This window comes from Pseudofrankia coriaricola (genome assembly GCF_032027725.1).
In the GTDB taxonomy this organism is placed as follows: domain Bacteria; phylum Actinomycetota; class Actinomycetes; order Frankiales; family Frankiaceae; genus Pseudofrankia.
On record NZ_JASNFO010000019.1, the window covers coordinates 117,139 to 133,215 of the forward strand.

Genomic DNA, 16,077 nt, shown 5'->3' on the forward strand with positions numbered 1-16,077 from the left:
TGGCATTTGGCGGTGGTGGGGCCTGGACCGGGCTGACGACGTGGCTGGGTTGGCACTGCGCCGACGCGCTGTCACCAGTTGTGGCTGAGTTTCGCTTACTGGTCGATGGAACGGCGCCGCGGCCCGCCGCGGCTGGACATCCGAGCCCATGGGATGTCGTCGGCTCAGCCGCCGGGGTAGCGGGAGGCCCACTCGGTGGTGGCGCCTCCTCAGGGACCCGGAAACGCCAGCTACGCGCCGGGATAACGCTCCGCCCAGGTTGATGTCACGCCTCCCCAGGGGTCGGCGACCTCGGCGCTGCCGGTGACCTCGCGGACCAGGTCGTCGGCGACCTCGCGAACCAGGCCGTAGCCTTCGAGCTCGTCGAGCCAGCCGACCGGCAGCGCGTCCTCGCCGAGCGCCGCGCCGACGAGGTTGCCGCAGATCGCGCCGGTGGAGTCGCTGTCACCGGAGTGGTTCACGGCGGCGAGCAGCGCGGCGCGCGGGTCGTCCGCCGCGGTGACGGCGCAGAAGACGGCGATGGCCAGCGCCTCCTCGGCGACCCAGCCCGCGCCGAGCGTCTCCACCCGCTCCGCCATGAGGGCCGGCTTGGCGGGCCGGCCCGCGCCCCGGTCGTCGGCCGTGATCTCCCCGGCCGCGCCGAGCGCCGCCCTAAGCGCCCGCGCGACCTCATGGCCCTGTGGCTCGTCCTCGGCCCGGCGCAGCGCCGACATCGCGGCCGCGAGCACCGACGCGCCCTCCAGCACCTCGGCGACGATCCAGGCGAAGGCGCCGGCGGCGAGGTAGCCGGACGGGTGGCCGTGGGTGAGCACCGCGCACTCGACGGCGAGCGACCAGGCGTCCTCCGGCTCGCGGCGCAGCAGGCCGAACGGCGCCGAGCGCATCACGGTGCCGCAGCCCTTGCTGTCCGGGTTGGCCGGGCTCTCGGACGTGCCCATCTTCGGCGCCGCCAGGCCGGACAGGCAGGCGTTGCCCGGCGCGCGGCGGGCGTAGAGCACCGGCTGCGCCGCGAGCCAGCCGCTCACCTCGGCCGGCGGCCCGCTCATCCGCTGCGTCACCAGCCAGCGCTGGTACGCCTGCCACAGCACGGTCGGCGGGTGGCAGATCCCGCGGGACCGGCCGCGCACCGAGGCACGGATGAGGCCCTCGGCGGTGAACAGCGTCATCTGGGTATCGTCGGTGATCGGCGCGAACACGCCGTAGGCCTCGGTCAGCCCGGTGACCCCGTCCGGCCCGTGCGCGCGCCGGATCTCGCCGAGCGACAGGAACTCGATGCCGGCGCCGAGCGCGTCGCCCACCGCGCCGCCGAGCAGGCAGCCCCTCACCCGGTCCCGGTAGGACAACACCGCGATTCCCCCTCCACCACCCCTGCGACCGTGCGCCCGGCTCGGCCGGCCGTGGCCGAGCCCGCGAACGCGCGTGATCCAAGCGTAGGTAGCAACACCGACAATCCAGCGCCCCGGTGGCAGCGAGACCACGCCAAGCTCCCCGTCCCCGCGGTTACCGCGCCTGGCAGTCACGGCGATAACCTCTCCACGGCAAGACAAATCGACCACGGAGCCCAGACGTTGCGAGCCTGCCGATGAGCGCGGCCGAACCCCCCGCCCCGGCTGGCGCGGCGCGGGCGCGGCCACGGGTCGTCCTGGCCGACGACGCCGCCTTCTTCCGCGAGGCGATCGCGGGGCTGCTGCAACGATCCGGCCTCGACGTCGTCGGCGAGGCCGGCGACCCGGTGGCGCTGCGCGCGGCGGTTGCCCGGCTGCGCCCCGACGTCGCCGTCATCGACATCCGGATGCCCCCCACCCGCAGGCTGGAGGGCCTGGAGGCCGCGCTCGCGATCCGCCGCGACCAGCCGGGCGTCGGCGTGCTGCTGCTGTCCCAGTACCTCGAGTCCCACTACCTGCCCACGCTGTTCGGCGCGGCCATCGGGCCGGCCCGGCCGGCGGCCGGGGACGCGAGCCCCCGCGCCCGCGCGCACCCAGCCGGCGTCCGTGCCATCGGCGGCACGGACGCCGGCCAAGGCGGGGTCGGCTACCTGCTCAAGGAACGGGTCGGCGGGGCGTCGGTCTTCGTCGACGCCGTCCGGCGCGTCGCGGCCGGCGGCTGCGTGCTCGACCCGGAGGTCGTGGCCCTGCTGCTCGACGGCCGCCGTCGCCGCGACGTGCTGGCAACGCTGTCCGCCCGCGAGCGCGAGGTGCTCGGCCTGATGGCCGAGGGCCGGTCCAACCGGGCCATCGGCGACAAGCTGGTACTGACCCCGCGCACCGTCGAGTCGCACATCCGCAACATCTTCGGCCGCCTCGGCCTGGAACCCGAGCAGGACGACAACCGCCGAGTCCTCGCCGTCCTCGCCTACCTGCGCGCCGAAGGCCGGTAGAGCCTCTCCCGCGCGGATCCTCCGGGAGCGGATCTCGACGGTCAGCCAGCTGGGTTTCCTCGACACGGTCGCGGACTTCGGGTTCTACACCGAGGTGATCGAGAGCACGCCCGGATTCCTGGCCAACCTGAGCAAACTCGCGCGGGCGTCCGCGGCCTGGGACGCCACCAACCCCCTTCGCCTGCTCGGCCCCGACGGGAGGGCACAGTGATCTCGCGCCCCAGTCGGTCAGCTCGCGGTCGGCCCGATGCCAGTTTCGCGACTGCGACCCGACCTGTCAGTTCGAGACCGTCGTCTATGCCGCGATGTTCCGCGGCAGTCTTGGATCAAGATATGCCTGGCCGGAACGGATCTACGATCCGGCCTCGCCGCTGAGTACGGCCTCGCCGCTGAGTACGCCGCGTCGCTCAAGCTCCTCCACGACACTCCGGCCAGCATCGCGGAAGTCGTCGACTCGGTAGCGGGCCGCTTCCTCCCCGTCGCCGGCGGCGATGGCGCGCACGACGCGGGCGTGTGCGTCGACGGTGTCGTTATGGCTGCGGTCGATGCTGATGCGGAACACCAGCGGCAGGTATCCGGTGAAGGCGCGCAGCTCGGCGCGGAGGCGGCGCGAACCACCGGCACGGTGCTCGGTGGTGAGGATCGTGCGCACGAGCTCGACCACACGGTCCCGATCGTTCGGCGTCGCGGCTCGAAGCTCGTCGACCAGGCCTTCGAGCCGCGCGATCACCTCACGGTCCCGCTCCTCGGCCAGCCGTCGGACGGCAACGCCGCTGAGCAGGCCGATGATCTCAAAATCGTCGGTGATCGACTTGGCGTCGAACGGCTCGACGAAAACCCCCCGATGATACGTCGAGGCAACGATGCCGTCCCGCTCCAACATCACGATAGCTTCGCGGACCGGGAGACGGCTCACGTCGAGTTCCTGGCACACCTCTCCAAGATCGATCCGATCGCCCGACTTGAAGCGTCCCTCGAAGATCTGCTCCAAGACGTAGTCCACGACGGCAGCGCTCGTCTTGTTTCGAGGGACGGGACGGGGCGCCACAGCGGGTGATCCTTATCGGGATCGATGTTTGTACCGAACACAGAGCTTGTTTGCCCAAACGACGCTATCACGGATCTTGAAGTCGGCATGGCTGGCGTCGGGGCGTCTGGGCGTACCCCAACCGGACACAGTTTCGTGTGCATCGCGCCGTAATCGATCACCGGGATCGCAGGCACATCACCAGGCGCTGACCTGCTACGACGCCTACCCGGTGGCTCACTCCGGGAGTACTGGGCCTACTCCGGCGGGCGCGTCCAGGCGCGAACGGCCAGCTTGCCGGTGGTGCCGAGGTCGAGGTAGGGCGCCACGGTCACCGGATCGGCGCCCTGCTGGGCCCGCACCCTGACGTACGGGACATTGAGGGTGGTCCCGGCCGAAGTTCGACCTCGTGATGCAGCTGCTGCGCGCCGGCGGCACCCTCAAGGTCACCTGCCTGCGCCGGCTGGACAGCCCCATTTCGTAGTCCGGAGAATCGGCGTTTGACAGTCTCCGCGGCCGCGTGCATGATCACGCCGTGCACGTCGACGGGGACATCCCCACGGCGGTCGTCCCCGTGCAGCCTGGTGCGCTCCCCGGCCTCCCCGCCGTCCTCCCAGCGCCACGCGCCGACCCGCCCGACAGCGGCGCGGCGCGGACCACCGACATGGGCCATGGCCTGGCGCCAAGGGTCATCGACGCGGATGACCGTCACCCGCTGTCACCCGTCGGCCGGCAGGCCCTCGCGGCGGTGCCGCGGCGCGGGCCCGAACCGGAGTGGCCCTCGACGCTGGTCGTGGTGGCCGGCGTCCTCGTGGGCGCCGTGCTCGGCGTGTGCGCGCTGGTGCTCAAGGCCGAGGACGGCTCGCATCCGCTCCCCCAGACGATTGCCGGGGTCGTGGGCGGCTACCTGTTCCTCGCCGCGGGAGCGGTCGCGCATGCCCGCGACCCCACCAACCGGGTCGGGCTGCTCATGGTGCTCGCCGGAGCCGCCTACTTCGCCGAGGACGTGCAGCTCGCCAAGACCACCTGGATGTTCGGGGTCGGCCTGCTGCTGGCCCAGGCGTCGACCGGGCCGCTCACCCACCTGCTGCTGGCCTTCCCCGACGGGCGCCTCACCTCGCGCGCGCAGCGGGTGCTCGCCGGCGTGACCTACGCGGTCGTCCTGGGGATCGGCCCGCTCTGCGCCCCGTTCAACGACACCAGCGAGCTCCCCGCCGGGCGGGTCAACCCGCTCTACATCTGGGGCTCCCGGTCGATGATCGAGACGTGGAGCCGGATCAACGCGGCGATCGGCGCCGTGGTCGGGGCCGGGGTGCTCGCCGTGCTGACGCACCGCTGGCTGACGGCGAGTGGGCCACGGCGACGGGTGCTCGCGCCGGTGTTCGTCACCGGTCTCGTCGGTGCCGCCGCGACCGTCGCCAGTGGGCTGGGCCCAGGTTCCAGCCCGCTGCGACCCGCGCTGCTGTGGGTGTACCTCGTCGCCTTCGCGCTGCTGCCGTTGGGGTTCCTGGCCGGGATCCCACGGCTGCGGTTCGGCCGCACCCGCTTCGGGACGCTGCTCGCCCAGCTCGCCACCCCGCTGCCGCACGCCGAGTTGCGCGCGCTGCTCGCCAGCGCCCTGGGCGACCCGTCGCTGCGGATCGCCTACTGGCGGCCGGAGACGGCAAGCTTCGTCGACGAGAACGGCCAGCCGCTCGACGTGGAGGCTCCCGGCGAGGACCTGGCCAGGCCGGGCCAGCGCCCGCGGTCTGACCGCCCCACCATGCGGCTCGTCGAGCGGGACGGGCGGCGGGTCGCCGCGCTGCTTCACGACCCCGCGCTGCGCGAGGACCCGCGCCGCCTGGACGCGGTCGTCGCCGCGGCGGGGCTCGCGCTGGACAACCAGCGGCTCGCCGCCGAGGTGCGCGCCCAGCTGGCCGAGGTACGCGCCTCGCGCGGCCGGATCGTCGCCGCGGCCGACGCGGAGCGCCGCCGCATCGAGCGTGACCTGCACGACGGTGCCCAGCAGCGCCTCATCATCGCCCGCCTTGCGGTGCGGATGGCGCAGGACCAGCGCTGCGCCCCTGAGCTCGCCGCGCTGCTCGCGCGCGCCGCCGACGGGCTGGACCTGGCGATCCGGGAGCTGCGCGAGCTTGCCCGCGGCATCCATCCGGAGATCCTGACCGAGGCCGGGCTGGTGGCGGCCGTCGAGGCGCTCGTCGACCGGGTGCCCCTCGACGTCCGGGTCGTCGCGGCGGATGTGCCGCGGCTGCCGGCCGCGGTCGAGGCGACGGCGTACTTCGTCGCCGCCGAGGCGGTCACGAACGTGCTCCACCACGCCGCGGCGACGCGTGTCACGATCGAGATCGGCCACGGCGGCGGGCGGCTGCGCGTCGCCGTCACCGACGACGGCGCCGGCGGGGCCGACCTCGCCGCCGGGACCGGCCTGCTCGGCCTGCGCGACCGTGTGTCCGCGCTGGACGGCACTCTCGTCGTCCACAGCCCGCCCGGCCGCGGCACGACCGTCCGCGCCGACCTGCCGGCCGCCGGCGGCTGAGCGCGGATCCCACCCAGGACGGCGCGCACCGGGGCCGCGGACAGCGCGGCGGGCATGGCGCCGTCGGCGGTTGCCCAGGCTCGGCCATCGCGCCATCGGCCATGGGTGACATGCCGGACAGGTCCTCTGGGCCGCCCACCGTGGAACAACGGAAACGGACTGCCGGGCGCCCCAAGGACCGAGCCCCGTCGGAGCGCCTCCTCCCCCGCCAACTGGTTGACTGTGGGTGTCCGGGGGAGGTCACCGAGTGACCTCGCCAAACCGGAGCGGCGGGCCGACCCGCCCGGGCGAGGCGGCAGAAGCGGCCCGAGGAGAGGTGGTGGCGATGGGTTGGCGCGAGTTCCTGGGACTGCGCGAGCCGCGGCGCCCGCACGAACAGGACTACGACCACGACGACCGCGGGCGGGACCAGTCCCATGACGACCGCGGCTACCCCGAGGACCACATCCCGCGGGAGGAACCCGCTCACGAGTACGAAGGCGGCTCCCAGGAGCGCGGTGTCCGCGCCGAAGACGGCGAATACCAGGACGAACGCGCATACCTCGAACGCGGGTACCAGGACGAGCTGGACTATCCGGCCGAGTTCAGGCATCCGGAGGACCGCGACGTTCCCGACGAGCGAGAGCACCGCGAGGACTACCAGGCCGGGGCGGCGAGCCCGGTGTCTCCCGGAGACGTCGACCGGGGCGATCGTGTCTTCCGATCCGGCGACGTCGACGAATCCCCGGATCTCACCCCGACGAGCCGGGGTTCGCTGAACGAGGCCCGGCCGGCCGCCACGGGCCGCGAGCAGCCCACACCCACGGGCCCGTCCGCTCCCGCCGGGGACCGCGCGGCTCGGGCGGCTGACACCGGAGCCTTCCGGTACGAGCCGTCGCCACCGGTCGGCGAGCGCACTGGCCAGGCGGCCGGCGCGCGGCCCCTCTCGGGTGAGCCGGCCCTGACCGCCGAGGAGCGGGTCGGTTCGGCCTCGGACGTCGAGTCGTTCCTGACCACACCGGCCCCGGCTGCCGGGCAGCGGCCTCCGGCTGGTTTCGAGGTGTTCGAGGCTCCCGTCGAGCGCCTCGGTGACGTCGGTGACGTCGGGGGCGCCGGGCAGGCGGACGACCAGTGGCCCGCCGGTGAGGAGGCGTCCGCCGGCCGGGCCGGCGGCCTGGGGCAGGAGCGCGGCGAGCGGCTCGCGGTCGACCGGGACCGCTACCAGGAGTTCCTGGCGGCCGACGCGGAACGCGAGGAGGCGGCCCGCGCCGAGGCGAACCGTCCCGCCGGCCCCGCCGCGCGGCCGGCCCGCCCCGCACCCGGCGCCAAGCCGGCCGGCAAGCGCCAGGAGACTCGTTCCGCCAGCGGCCAGAGCCCCGCGGAGCGCCGCGGCGCGCGGTCCGCCCAGGACGGCGGCCAGGAGGGTGACGGTCAGGCCCGGTTAGCCGTCGGCGGCGGCGACCCCGGTCACACTGGCTGGGACGACGGCCCCGGCTGGGACGACGGCGACGCCGGTGCGCGCGGGCTGGCTGGCGCGCCTGGCGACCAGGAACCCGAACCGGCGGCTGGACGGACGTTCGACGCGGCCTCCGCCGACTCAGCCTCTACCAGCGCCGCCTCTACCAGCGCCGCCTCTACCAGCGCCGCCTCTACCAGCGCCGCCTCTACCAGCGCCGCCTCTGCCGGCGCGGGCTCCTTGGGCGCCATGCCCGTCGGCGCGATGGAGACGGAGCGGGCCGGCGGCGCGCAGGCACCGGCCGAGCCCGAGGCCGAGGCGGACCGGGCACGGAGCGCGCCCGGGACGAAGCCGGGCCAGGAGCTGAGTTGGCGGTTCCCACCCCAGCAGGTGGTCGCGTCCTACCAGACCCATGACCAGGCCGAACGGGCGGTCGACCACCTGGCCGACGCGCGTTTCCCGGTCGAGCGGACGGCCATCGTCGGCCGCGGCCTGACCAGCGTGGAGACGATCGGGCGGATGTCCTGGCGGGACTCGACGCTGCGCGCGGTCGGGGGCTGGGCGGTGGCCGGCGCCCTGGTCGGCCTGGTCTTCGGGCTGCTGGATTGGGTCACGCCGCTGCGGGCGGCCTTCTCACTCGCGCTGTGGGGTCTGCTCTTCGGCGCCCTTCTCGGCCTGTTCGCCGGTCTGCTGACGTGGGTGTTCGCCGGTGGGAGCCACCAGCGTGTTACGCACAGCCATGTCTACCGGGCGCACAGCTACGACCTGCTCGTAGACTCAGAACTCGCCGAACGGGCCAGGAGCACCCTGGTTCTCGGCGGCTTCCCGGTCACCGGTTCGGTCCGCAAGGACGCGATCTCCTTCCGGCACCGCTGACCCCCGCGTCCCGTCGCCGCGGAGCGCCCGCGGTCCCCGCCGGGCCGCCGGGCCGACAGCCCCCGGCCCGTCGGGCCCGTCAGGCCCGCCGGGACATCGGGCCGTCAGGTCCCACGCCACGGGCCGCGCACGAATGCCCGCCGCGGAGCGCCTCCGCCGGCTGTCTGGTAAGCACGTTCTAGCCGGGCGGATGTCAGTGACGCAGCTGAGGTGGTTCTCTGTGGGTGACGTGACGCGGTGGGAGACCCTGGACGTCTCGGTCGACGGGCCCGTCGCCTGGGTGCGGTTCGACCGGCCGGACCGGCGCAACGGCGTCACCACCGAGATGGCGGTCGAGATGTACGGGGCGCTGTCGGAGCTTGCGGCGCTGGACGCGGTCAGCGTGCTGGTGCTCACCGGCAACGGGGACGCGTTCTGCCCCGGCGCAGACCTGCGCGCCGCCGCCGAGGACGGCCAGGCGGCACGGCGGCTGCCCGACCCGGAGACCTACCACTCGGCCCGCCTACTGCACGAGATGCCGGCGCTGACGGTCGCCGCGGTCAACGGTGCCTGCGCGGGCGCCGGGTTCGCCTGGGCGGCGGCCTGCGACGTGCGGGTCGCCTCGGCGTCCGCCCGGTTCGCCACGGCGTTCCTCGCGGTCGGGCTGCCCGGCGAGCTGGGCCTGGCCTGGACGCTGCCGCGCAGCGTCGGCGCGACGCGCGCCCGGGAGCTGCTGTTCCTGGCCCCGAAGATCGACGCGGAGCAGGCCCGCGAGTACGGCTTCGTCAGCCGCGTCTGGCCGGCGGAGTCGTTCCAGCGGGAGCTGGACGGCCTCGTCGCCCAGCTCGCGGGCCGGCGCCCCGAGGCGGTCCGCGAGATGAAGCGCAATCTCGTCGAGGCCGAGCGCCTCCCCCTGGGCGACTACATCACCGGCGAGTCGGCCCGCTACCTGGCCCTCCTCACCGGCGACGGCCCCGACAGCGTCCGCGGCCGTATGGCCCAGCGCCGCGACCAGATCCAGGCCGACCACACCGAGTAGCCGGGCTCAGCCCAGCCACCCAGCCGAGCAGGCGAGCCGCGCGCCGAGGTGGTGCTGACCTCCGACGGCGAGGAGGTCGGCCGGGCCAGGGCGGACCCGTCGATCCCGGGGCCAAGGCCGGGGCCGGGCGCGGTGGCCGGCGGAGCCGCGACCGTCAGGCGATCGAGCCGCCGTCGATGAGGTACTCGCCGCCGGTGATGACGCGGGAGGCGTCGCTGACCAGGAACAGGACGAGATCGGCGACGTCCGTCGCCTCGGCGGCGAAGCCGAGCGGGATGTGGGAGAGCGCCTCCCGCTCGTGGTAGCGCAGCATGTCGGCGGCCATCTCGGTGCGGACCAGGCCGGGGCAGACGCAGTTGACCCGGATCTGGTCCCGCCCGAGCTCCAGCGCGGCGGCCCGCGACAGGCCGCGCAGCCCGAACTTGGAGGCAACGTAGGCCGAGCCCATCGGGATCGCCTTGATTCCCGCGGCGGACGCCGTGTTGACGATCGCGCCGCCGCCGCGAGCCCGCATCGCCGGGACGACGGCGCGGATCCCGAGGAACGCGCCGACGAGGTTCGTGTCCAGCACGTCGCGGAAGGTCGCCTCGTCGGTGTCGACCAGGCCGCGGCTGACCATGACCCCCGCGTTGTTCACCAGGATGTCGAGGCCGCCGAACTCGCCGGTCGCGGTGTCCACGGCCTGTGCCCAGGTCTGCTCGGCGGCGACGTCGCCACACACGAAGCGTGCGGCGGTGCCGAGTCCGCCCGCCGCCGCCTTCCCCTGCTCGCCGAGCCGGTCGACGAGCACGACGCTCGCCCCCTCGGCGACGAACCGTTCCGCCTCCGCGAGCCCCTGCCCCCGCGCCGCCCCCGTGACGATGGCGACCCTGCCGTCCAGTACCCCCACGCCGTCCGCCCTCCTCCGGCACCCTCGCCGGTCACCGGTCCGCCCCGTGCCGGCCGCGCCCGAGCGCGGCGGCCGCCCGGAACGCCCGCGTGACCGTGCCTACCAGACCTCCCGTCCGGCGCGCAGCCTAAAGCCCGCCGCGCGGCCGGCGCCGGGCGAACTGTCACAGGCCCGGCCAGACCAGCGAGCGGCGACCCCCGCGGTCCGCAAACCCGGCGGTCCCCGAGCCCGCCGGTCCCCGAGCCCGCCGCCTCCGGCGGCCTGACTGCGCGCGGACGCGGCGCGGTGTCAGGTGGGCGACGCGGCGGTGGAAGGTTCGGGGAAGGCGCGGTTCCTAGCTTCTCCCTCAGCACCACGAGCACACCGGCCGGACCTGCCCCTCCGGCCGGACCGACCACCGCATCGGCCGCTCCCCAGACCCGGCCGTGCCGCCCTCCCCCGGCGGCACGGCCGTCCGGGCGGCGGGCAGGCCCCCCCAGGAGCCCGCCCCCCCCGGGGGGCCGGCCCGGCGCTGCCCCGACGCGGCGCCCGCCCGCGGAGGTGGAGAAAGGACATGAGCCCTATGGAGACCATCGACACGGTGGTGATCGGCGCCGGACAGGCCGGTCTCGCCGTCAGCCGCTGCCTGGCCTCCGCCGGGCGGGAGCACGTCGTGCTCGACCGGGGCGCGGTCGGGCAGCGCTGGCGGGACCGCTGGCAGGCCCAGCGGCTGCTCACCCCGAACTGGATGAGCCGGCTGCCGTTCTGGTCCTACCAGGGCGACGACCCCGACGGGTTCCGCGCCTTCCCCGAGCTCGTCGGCTACCTCGAGGACTACGCGTCGTCGTTCGACGCGCCCGTCCAGGCGGACACCACCGTCGAGTCCGTGACCCTCGCGGCCGGCTCGGCCGCCCGCTGCCCGGCCGGCACGACCGGCGCTCACCGCGCGGGCGGCGCTCACCGCGCGGGCGGCGCCGGCGCGGCGCGGCGCGGGCCGGCCGCCCGGTTCGCGGTGTCCACCGACCGGGGTGGCTTCCACACCCGCAACATCGTCGTCGCGGCGGGCGCGTGCGACGAGCCCGCGGTGCCCGCACAGTTCGCCGGCGCGCTCGGCGGCGTCCACCAGCTGCACGCCGCCGACTACCGCGGCGCGAGCGGCCTCCCCGCCGGCGGGGTGCTCGTCGTGGGCGCGTCGTCGTCCGGGCTGCAGGTCGCCGAGGAGGCGGCCCGGGCCGGCCGGCAGGTCACGATCAGCGTCGGCGCGCATCGCCGGCTGCCCCGCGCCTACCGCGGCATGGACATCTGGTGGTGGCTGGACCGGCTCGGCATCCTCGACCGGAGCGTCGAGGACATGCCGCCCGGGCAGCTGGCGCGCCGCGAGCCGTCGCTGCAGCTCGTCGCCGGCCGCGACCTCGACCTGGGCCTGCTCGCCGACGCCGGCGTCCGCCTGGTCGGGCGGCTGCGCGCGGCGAGCGGGCACCGCGTCGAGCTCGCAGACGACCTCGCGGACACGACCGGCGCCGCCGACGCGCGGATGCGCCGGATCCTCGACCAGATCGAGCGGAACATGCGCGGCAGCGGCCTTGCCGCCGAGCTCACCGACCCGGAGCCGTTTCGTCCCGTCGCCGCGGCGCCGGCGCCGGCGCGCCTCGACCTGAAGGCGGCCGGCATCGGCACCGTCGTCTGGGCGACCGGCTACCGCCACCCCTACCCGTGGCTCCAGGTCCCGGACGTGCGCGACGCCGCGGGGCAGATCCGCCAGCGCGGCGGTGTCACGCCCCGGCCGGGGCTCTATGTCATCGGCCTGCCGTTCCTCGCCCGGCGCAACTCGCACTTCCTCGACGGCGTCCGCCACGACGCCCGCACAGTGGTGACCCACCTCTGCCTCGGCCAGATCCCCTGGCCGCGCGTCGGCGGGCGGATGGACGGGGTATCTCGGCGATGACGAAGCCAGTGGCGACGCCGGCGACGGCGGCCGCCGCCACGGCCGCCTACCGGCGAGGGTCCTACCCGGTGGTCAAGCGGCCGTGTGACGTGGTGGTGGTCGGGGCGCGCTGCGCGGGGGCGGCGACAGCGATGCTGCTCGCCCGCGCCGGCCTGCGGGTCGTGGTGCTCGACCGCGCCCCCAAGGGCTCCGACACCGTCTCCACACACGCGCTGACGCGCGGCGGCGTGCTGCAGCTGCACCGTTGGGGGCTGCTGGACGCGGTCGTCGCGGCCGGCACCCCGCCGGTACGCACCACCGTCCTCCACTACCCCGACGAGACGGCGCGGGTGGCCGTGCGTCCGACACCCGGTGTGGAGGCGCTGGGCGCGCTCTACGCGCCGCGCCGGACGGTGCTCGACGCGATCCTGGTCGACGCCGCCCGCCGCGCCGGCGCCGAGGTCCACTTCGGGATGTCGGTCACCCGGCTGCTCACCGATGGCGCCGGCCACGTCGTCGGCGTCGCCGCCCGCCCCGTCACAGGCGGCACCGGCACTGGCACCGGCGACGAGGACAGCGACGAGGACAGCGACGGCGACCGCCACGGCCACGACGGTGACGACGACCGCGACGACCGCGGTCGCGGTCGCGGGGCCGCGCGGGAGATGCTCGTGCGGGCCGCGCTAACGGTCGGCGCGGACGGGATCGGCTCGACGGTGGCCCGGGCGGTCGCCGCGCCGGCCGTTCACGTCGGGCCGTCCGCCGGGTCGTACCTGTACGGCTACTGGCGCGGGCTGCCCACCGACGGCTACGAGTGGTTCTACGGGCCCGGCGCGTCGGCGGGCCTCATCCCGACCAATGACGGCCTGACCTGCGTGTTCGTCGGGCACGCCGCCGGACGGATGCGCGCGGTCCGCGCCGGGACCGGTGACGCCCGCGCCGCGTTCGACGCGGTGCTCGCCGCGGCCGCGCCGGATCTGGCGGATCGGCTCGCCGCCGCCGAGCCGGTCGCTCGCCTGGCCGGGTTCGGCGGGCGCAGCGGCTACCTGCGCGAGGCCTTCGGGCCCGGCTGGGCGCTGGCCGGCGACGCCGGGTTCTTCCGCGACCCGCTGAGCACCCACGGGATCTCCGACGCGCTGCGCGACGCGGAGCTGCTCGCCCGCGCCGTCCTGGACGCGGGCCCGGCGCCCGGGCCGGTCCTCGACGCGGCCCTGGCCCGCTACCAGCAAGCTCGCGACCGCCTGGCGCTCCCGCTCCTGGCCGCGACGGACCGGCTCGCCTCCCACGCCTGGGACGAGGCGTCCCTGCGACCGACGCTGCGCGCCCTCAACGCCGCGATGAACGCCGGGCTCGAGACCCTGCTCGCCCTCCCACCGCTGCCGCTGTCCTCCCCCGCCGCCCACGCGTGGATACCAGGCCAGGCGCCCACCGCGGCACCCGGCCGCTCCCCGGGCGAGACCGCACCTCCCTCATCCCTGGAAGGAAGCTCCCCAAGATGACTGGACTCGCCTCGATCGCCGTCGGGCAGCGAGCCACGCGTACCCGCGCGATCACGGTACGCGACATCGAGCTGTTCACCGAGATGACCGGCGACCGCAACCCGCTGCATTGCGACCCGGACGTGGCCGAGGCGAGCCGGTTCGGCGGGATCATCGTCCAGGGCGGGGTGACCAGCGGCCTGCTCAACGCAGTCGTCGCCGAGGACCTCCCCGGCCCCGGCAGCGTCTTCCTGCACGTCGACTGGAACTTCCGCGCCCCCGTCCGCCCCGGCGACGTCATTACCGCCACCGTCGAGGTCCTCGAGCACCGCGTCGACAAGGCGATCACCCGCCTGCGCACCACCATCACCAACCAGCACGCCGTCACCGTCCTCGACGGCACCGCCCTCGTCTTCCAGGACCCTTCCGTCGCCCGTCCGTCCGGTTGAAGGCAGCAATGCGACCGGTGGGCCGATGGTCAGGTCTTGGGGCGGCCTCGGTGACCTGTTCGGCTACGGCCGTTGGGGACCGACCGTATAGCCAACCCCCGACAGCGTGACGTTGGCGCGGATACGGCAAGCGTTGCCGATCGGTCCCGGGGAAACGGCGATCTTCCCGAGCCGTCTCACGAACGATCGTTTGCGGTCGCTATGTGTTGCTTCGTGGTCCGATGCTGTGCGGGTGCTCAGTGGAGGACGGTGAGCAGGCCCTCGACGCCGCGGTGGAACGCGGCGCCGACGCTGTCGACGCCGTCGAGGTGGGCGCCGGTCATGGCGCCGTCGCGCATCATCACGAAGTGCCGTGCGGCGTGCTGTGGATTGGGGCGCCGCGGTGAGGTCCCGAAGACCTGAGTGAACAGCTCGGCGAGCGTGGTCACATACCAGGCTCGGTGATCGAGGACCACCCTGCGCACCGGGTCGTTGGGGTCCGGGTACTCGGCGGCGGCCTTGAGGAAAGCACACCCGCGGAACTCTGGTCTGGCCAGGTCGTCGGCGACGGCGGTGCCGATCGCGCGCAGCGCGTCGGCCGACGACGGCGCGGTCTCGATGGCCGCTTGCACGTCGGCGCGGATGTGGGCGTCGACGCCGCGCAAGTAGGCAAGTACGAGGTCTTCCTTCGAGGGGAAGTGCCGGTAGAACGTCGCTCGCGTGGCCGGGGCCTCGGCGAGGATCCGCTCGACCCCGACCGCCCGGATTCCGTCGCTGTAGAACAGCCTGCTGGCCGTGGACAACAGTCGTTCCCGGGCCTCGGACCGCCCGTGCCCGCCCGAACTGCTGTTCGGGCTGTCGGGCGCGGAGCGGGTCGGTGTTGCCATGAGCCGACAGTAACAGAAAGAACGGTCGGTCTTGCAGTCGTCGGCTACGTGTGCCAGGCTCTGCACTGCTGCAAGAGAGAACGGTCTTTCTACTTGGAGGCATCATGCCGAGCCGAGACGCGACCAGCTTCCGAGAACTGGCCACCGTCGCCGAGCAGGCCTGCCCGGTCTCCAAGGCCCTGGCCGGCGCTCGCCAGCGATGTGCCCGATCCCCGGCACCCCCGCGCTCGCCACCTCGACCAGAACCTCGCGGCCACCACGCCGCGGTTGACCGGCCAGCAGGTCACCGCGCTCACCGCGGCAGCCAACAGACACACCCCCACCGCTGGCTGCGACCAGCGCACGCCGCACAGAAACCTTCCATCCACCCACGATCACCGGGACGTCGTGCCGACGACGAGTTCGGCTGCTCGCTCCACGCCAGCAGACACCAGATTCAACGGTCTTCTTTGGAATGGAACTGCCATGACCACGACTACGGCCCCTGTCGCTGCCAGTGTCGCGCCGGCGCTTCGTCGGCTCTACTTCGTTCGTTTCGGATTCGCTCTGGTCTGGGCTGTCGTGCTTTTCTCGACCGCGTCGAGCATCGGGCCGGTGAGCGCGACCCTGCTCGTGATCTACCCTCTGTTCGACGCGGGCGCCGCCATCGTCGACGCCCGCTCCTCCCGAGCGAGCCGGTCCGCCCTCGGCCTCCACGTCAACATCGCGATCAGTGCGATCGCCGCCGTCGGACTGGTCTTCGCGGCCGCCTCCGGCATTCCGGCGGTCCTGCGGGTATGGGGGGTCTGGGCCGTCGTAGCGGGCCTAGTCCAGCTCATCGTCGCTCTGCGGCGACGCAAGCTCGGAGGCCAGTGGGCGATGATCGCCAGCGGTACCATCTCCACGCTCGCCGGGATCTCGTTCTTCCTGCAGGCCGCTGCCTCTGACGCCTCGCTGAACAACCTGGCCGGCTACGCTCTGCTCGGCGGCGTCTTCTTCCTCGTCTCTGCGCTGCGCCTCGGGCCGAACGCCAGCCGGAGCACCGGTGGGAGGAACTGACATGACCGACCACACCACCAGGGTCGACAGCGTGTTCGACGTCATCGTCAATTGATCAACAGTTTGTATCTCGCGTTCAACGGCCATGACGATCTCCTCAAGGCCGTGAGCTTCAGCTTTCATTGGTCGTCGGCATCCCCAATCCGAAGTAGAGGTTTGGCAGATACGGCGCCTTCGGACGCTGT

12 protein-coding genes are annotated in these 16,077 nt (G+C 74.0%); 8 read left to right on the forward strand and 4 right to left on the reverse strand.

Going from position 1 to position 16,077, the window contains the following annotated elements; genetic code table 11:
- Positions 1-230: 230 nt before the first annotated feature.
- A complete protein-coding gene (locus tag QOZ89_RS12030) occupies positions 231-1,346 on the reverse strand; it encodes an ADP-ribosylglycohydrolase family protein (RefSeq protein WP_071046561.1) in 1,116 nt (371 codons plus the stop codon).
- A gap of 236 nt (positions 1,347-1,582) precedes the next feature.
- Between QOZ89_RS12030 and QOZ89_RS12035 the strand changes: the two genes are divergently transcribed.
- The gene (locus QOZ89_RS12035; RefSeq protein WP_071046562.1) at positions 1,583-2,377 is read left to right on the forward strand and encodes a response regulator transcription factor; all 795 of its coding nucleotides are present in this window, start codon (positions 1,583-1,585) and stop codon (positions 2,375-2,377) included.
- 352 nt (positions 2,378-2,729) lie between these two features.
- Here QOZ89_RS12035 and QOZ89_RS12040 read toward each other — a convergent pair whose 3' ends face one another.
- Positions 2,730-3,425 carry a GntR family transcriptional regulator gene (locus QOZ89_RS12040; protein WP_071046563.1) on the reverse strand — a complete coding sequence of 232 codons (696 nt, stop codon included), beginning with the start codon at positions 3,423-3,425 and terminating at the stop codon, positions 2,730-2,732.
- Positions 3,426-3,939: 514 nt separating this feature from the next.
- Between QOZ89_RS12040 and QOZ89_RS12045 the strand changes: the two genes are divergently transcribed.
- From QOZ89_RS12045 to QOZ89_RS12055, 3 genes are all read left to right on the forward strand, one after another.
- Complete coding sequence (locus QOZ89_RS12045) at positions 3,940-5,940, forward strand: sensor histidine kinase (RefSeq protein WP_241841460.1); 2,001 nt, start codon at positions 3,940-3,942, stop codon at positions 5,938-5,940.
- Positions 5,941-6,265: 325 nt separating this feature from the next.
- The gene (locus QOZ89_RS12050) at positions 6,266-8,251 is read left to right on the forward strand and encodes a general stress protein (protein ID WP_312623780.1); all 1,986 of its coding nucleotides are present in this window, start codon (positions 6,266-6,268) and stop codon (positions 8,249-8,251) included.
- Between the two features lie 220 nt (positions 8,252-8,471).
- Positions 8,472-9,269 carry an enoyl-CoA hydratase/isomerase family protein gene (locus QOZ89_RS12055; RefSeq protein ID WP_312623781.1) on the forward strand — a complete coding sequence of 266 codons (798 nt, stop codon included), beginning with the start codon at positions 8,472-8,474 and terminating at the stop codon, positions 9,267-9,269.
- 154 nt (positions 9,270-9,423) lie between these two features.
- Here QOZ89_RS12055 and QOZ89_RS12060 read toward each other — a convergent pair whose 3' ends face one another.
- On the reverse strand, positions 9,424-10,158 hold the full coding sequence (locus tag QOZ89_RS12060) for an SDR family NAD(P)-dependent oxidoreductase (protein WP_071046564.1): 735 nt from the start codon (positions 10,156-10,158) through the stop codon (positions 9,424-9,426).
- A gap of 553 nt (positions 10,159-10,711) precedes the next feature.
- On the opposite strand from QOZ89_RS12060, the gene QOZ89_RS12065 reads away from it, so the two are divergent.
- Genes QOZ89_RS12065 through QOZ89_RS12075 form a run of 3 tightly spaced genes read left to right on the forward strand, consistent with a single transcriptional unit; the run spans position 10,712 to position 13,988 of the window.
- On the forward strand, positions 10,712-12,082 hold the full coding sequence (locus tag QOZ89_RS12065) for a flavin-containing monooxygenase (RefSeq protein WP_198543041.1): 1,371 nt from the start codon (positions 10,712-10,714) through the stop codon (positions 12,080-12,082).
- Positions 12,079-13,560 (forward strand): NAD(P)/FAD-dependent oxidoreductase, encoded by a 1,482-nt coding sequence (locus tag QOZ89_RS12070; protein WP_312623782.1) that lies wholly within the window; start codon positions 12,079-12,081, stop codon positions 13,558-13,560. Before QOZ89_RS12065 ends, QOZ89_RS12070 begins: the two co-directional genes overlap by 4 nt.
- Positions 13,557-13,988, forward strand: coding sequence for a MaoC family dehydratase (locus tag QOZ89_RS12075; protein ID WP_071046566.1), 432 nt, complete (start codon positions 13,557-13,559; stop codon positions 13,986-13,988). Before QOZ89_RS12070 ends, QOZ89_RS12075 begins: the two co-directional genes overlap by 4 nt.
- Positions 13,989-14,224: 236 nt before the next feature.
- On the opposite strand, the gene QOZ89_RS12080 is transcribed toward QOZ89_RS12075, so the two are convergent.
- Entirely contained in the window at positions 14,225-14,854 is a 630-nt protein-coding gene (locus tag QOZ89_RS12080; RefSeq protein ID WP_071046567.1) for a TetR/AcrR family transcriptional regulator, read from the reverse strand.
- Positions 14,855-15,319: 465 nt separating this feature from the next.
- Here QOZ89_RS12080 and QOZ89_RS12085 point away from each other — a divergent pair, with 465 nt between their 5' ends.
- Positions 15,320-15,892: a DUF308 domain-containing protein gene (locus QOZ89_RS12085; protein ID WP_071046568.1), complete on the forward strand. Its 573-nt coding sequence runs from the start codon at positions 15,320-15,322 to the stop codon at positions 15,890-15,892.
- Positions 15,893-16,077: the final 185 nt, after the last annotated feature.

Bases quoted from the DNA above. Each gene is read 5' to 3' on its own strand.
- QOZ89_RS12075 (WP_071046566.1), top strand. From the start codon at position 13,557: ATGACTGGACTCGCCTCGATCGCCGTCGGGCAGCGAGCCACGCGTACC.
- QOZ89_RS12085 (WP_071046568.1), top strand. From the start codon at position 15,320: ATGACCACGACTACGGCCCCTGTCGCTGCCAGTGTCGCGCCGGCGCTT.
- QOZ89_RS12065 (WP_198543041.1), top strand. From the start codon at position 10,712: ATGAGCCCTATGGAGACCATCGACACGGTGGTGATCGGCGCCGGACAG.
- QOZ89_RS12050 (WP_312623780.1), top strand. From the start codon at position 6,266: ATGGGTTGGCGCGAGTTCCTGGGACTGCGCGAGCCGCGGCGCCCGCAC.
- QOZ89_RS12080 (WP_071046567.1), bottom strand. From the start codon at position 14,854: ATGGCAACACCGACCCGCTCCGCGCCCGACAGCCCGAACAGCAGTTCG.
- QOZ89_RS12035 (WP_071046562.1), top strand. From the start codon at position 1,583: ATGAGCGCGGCCGAACCCCCCGCCCCGGCTGGCGCGGCGCGGGCGCGG.
- QOZ89_RS12070 (WP_312623782.1), top strand. From the start codon at position 12,079: ATGACGAAGCCAGTGGCGACGCCGGCGACGGCGGCCGCCGCCACGGCC.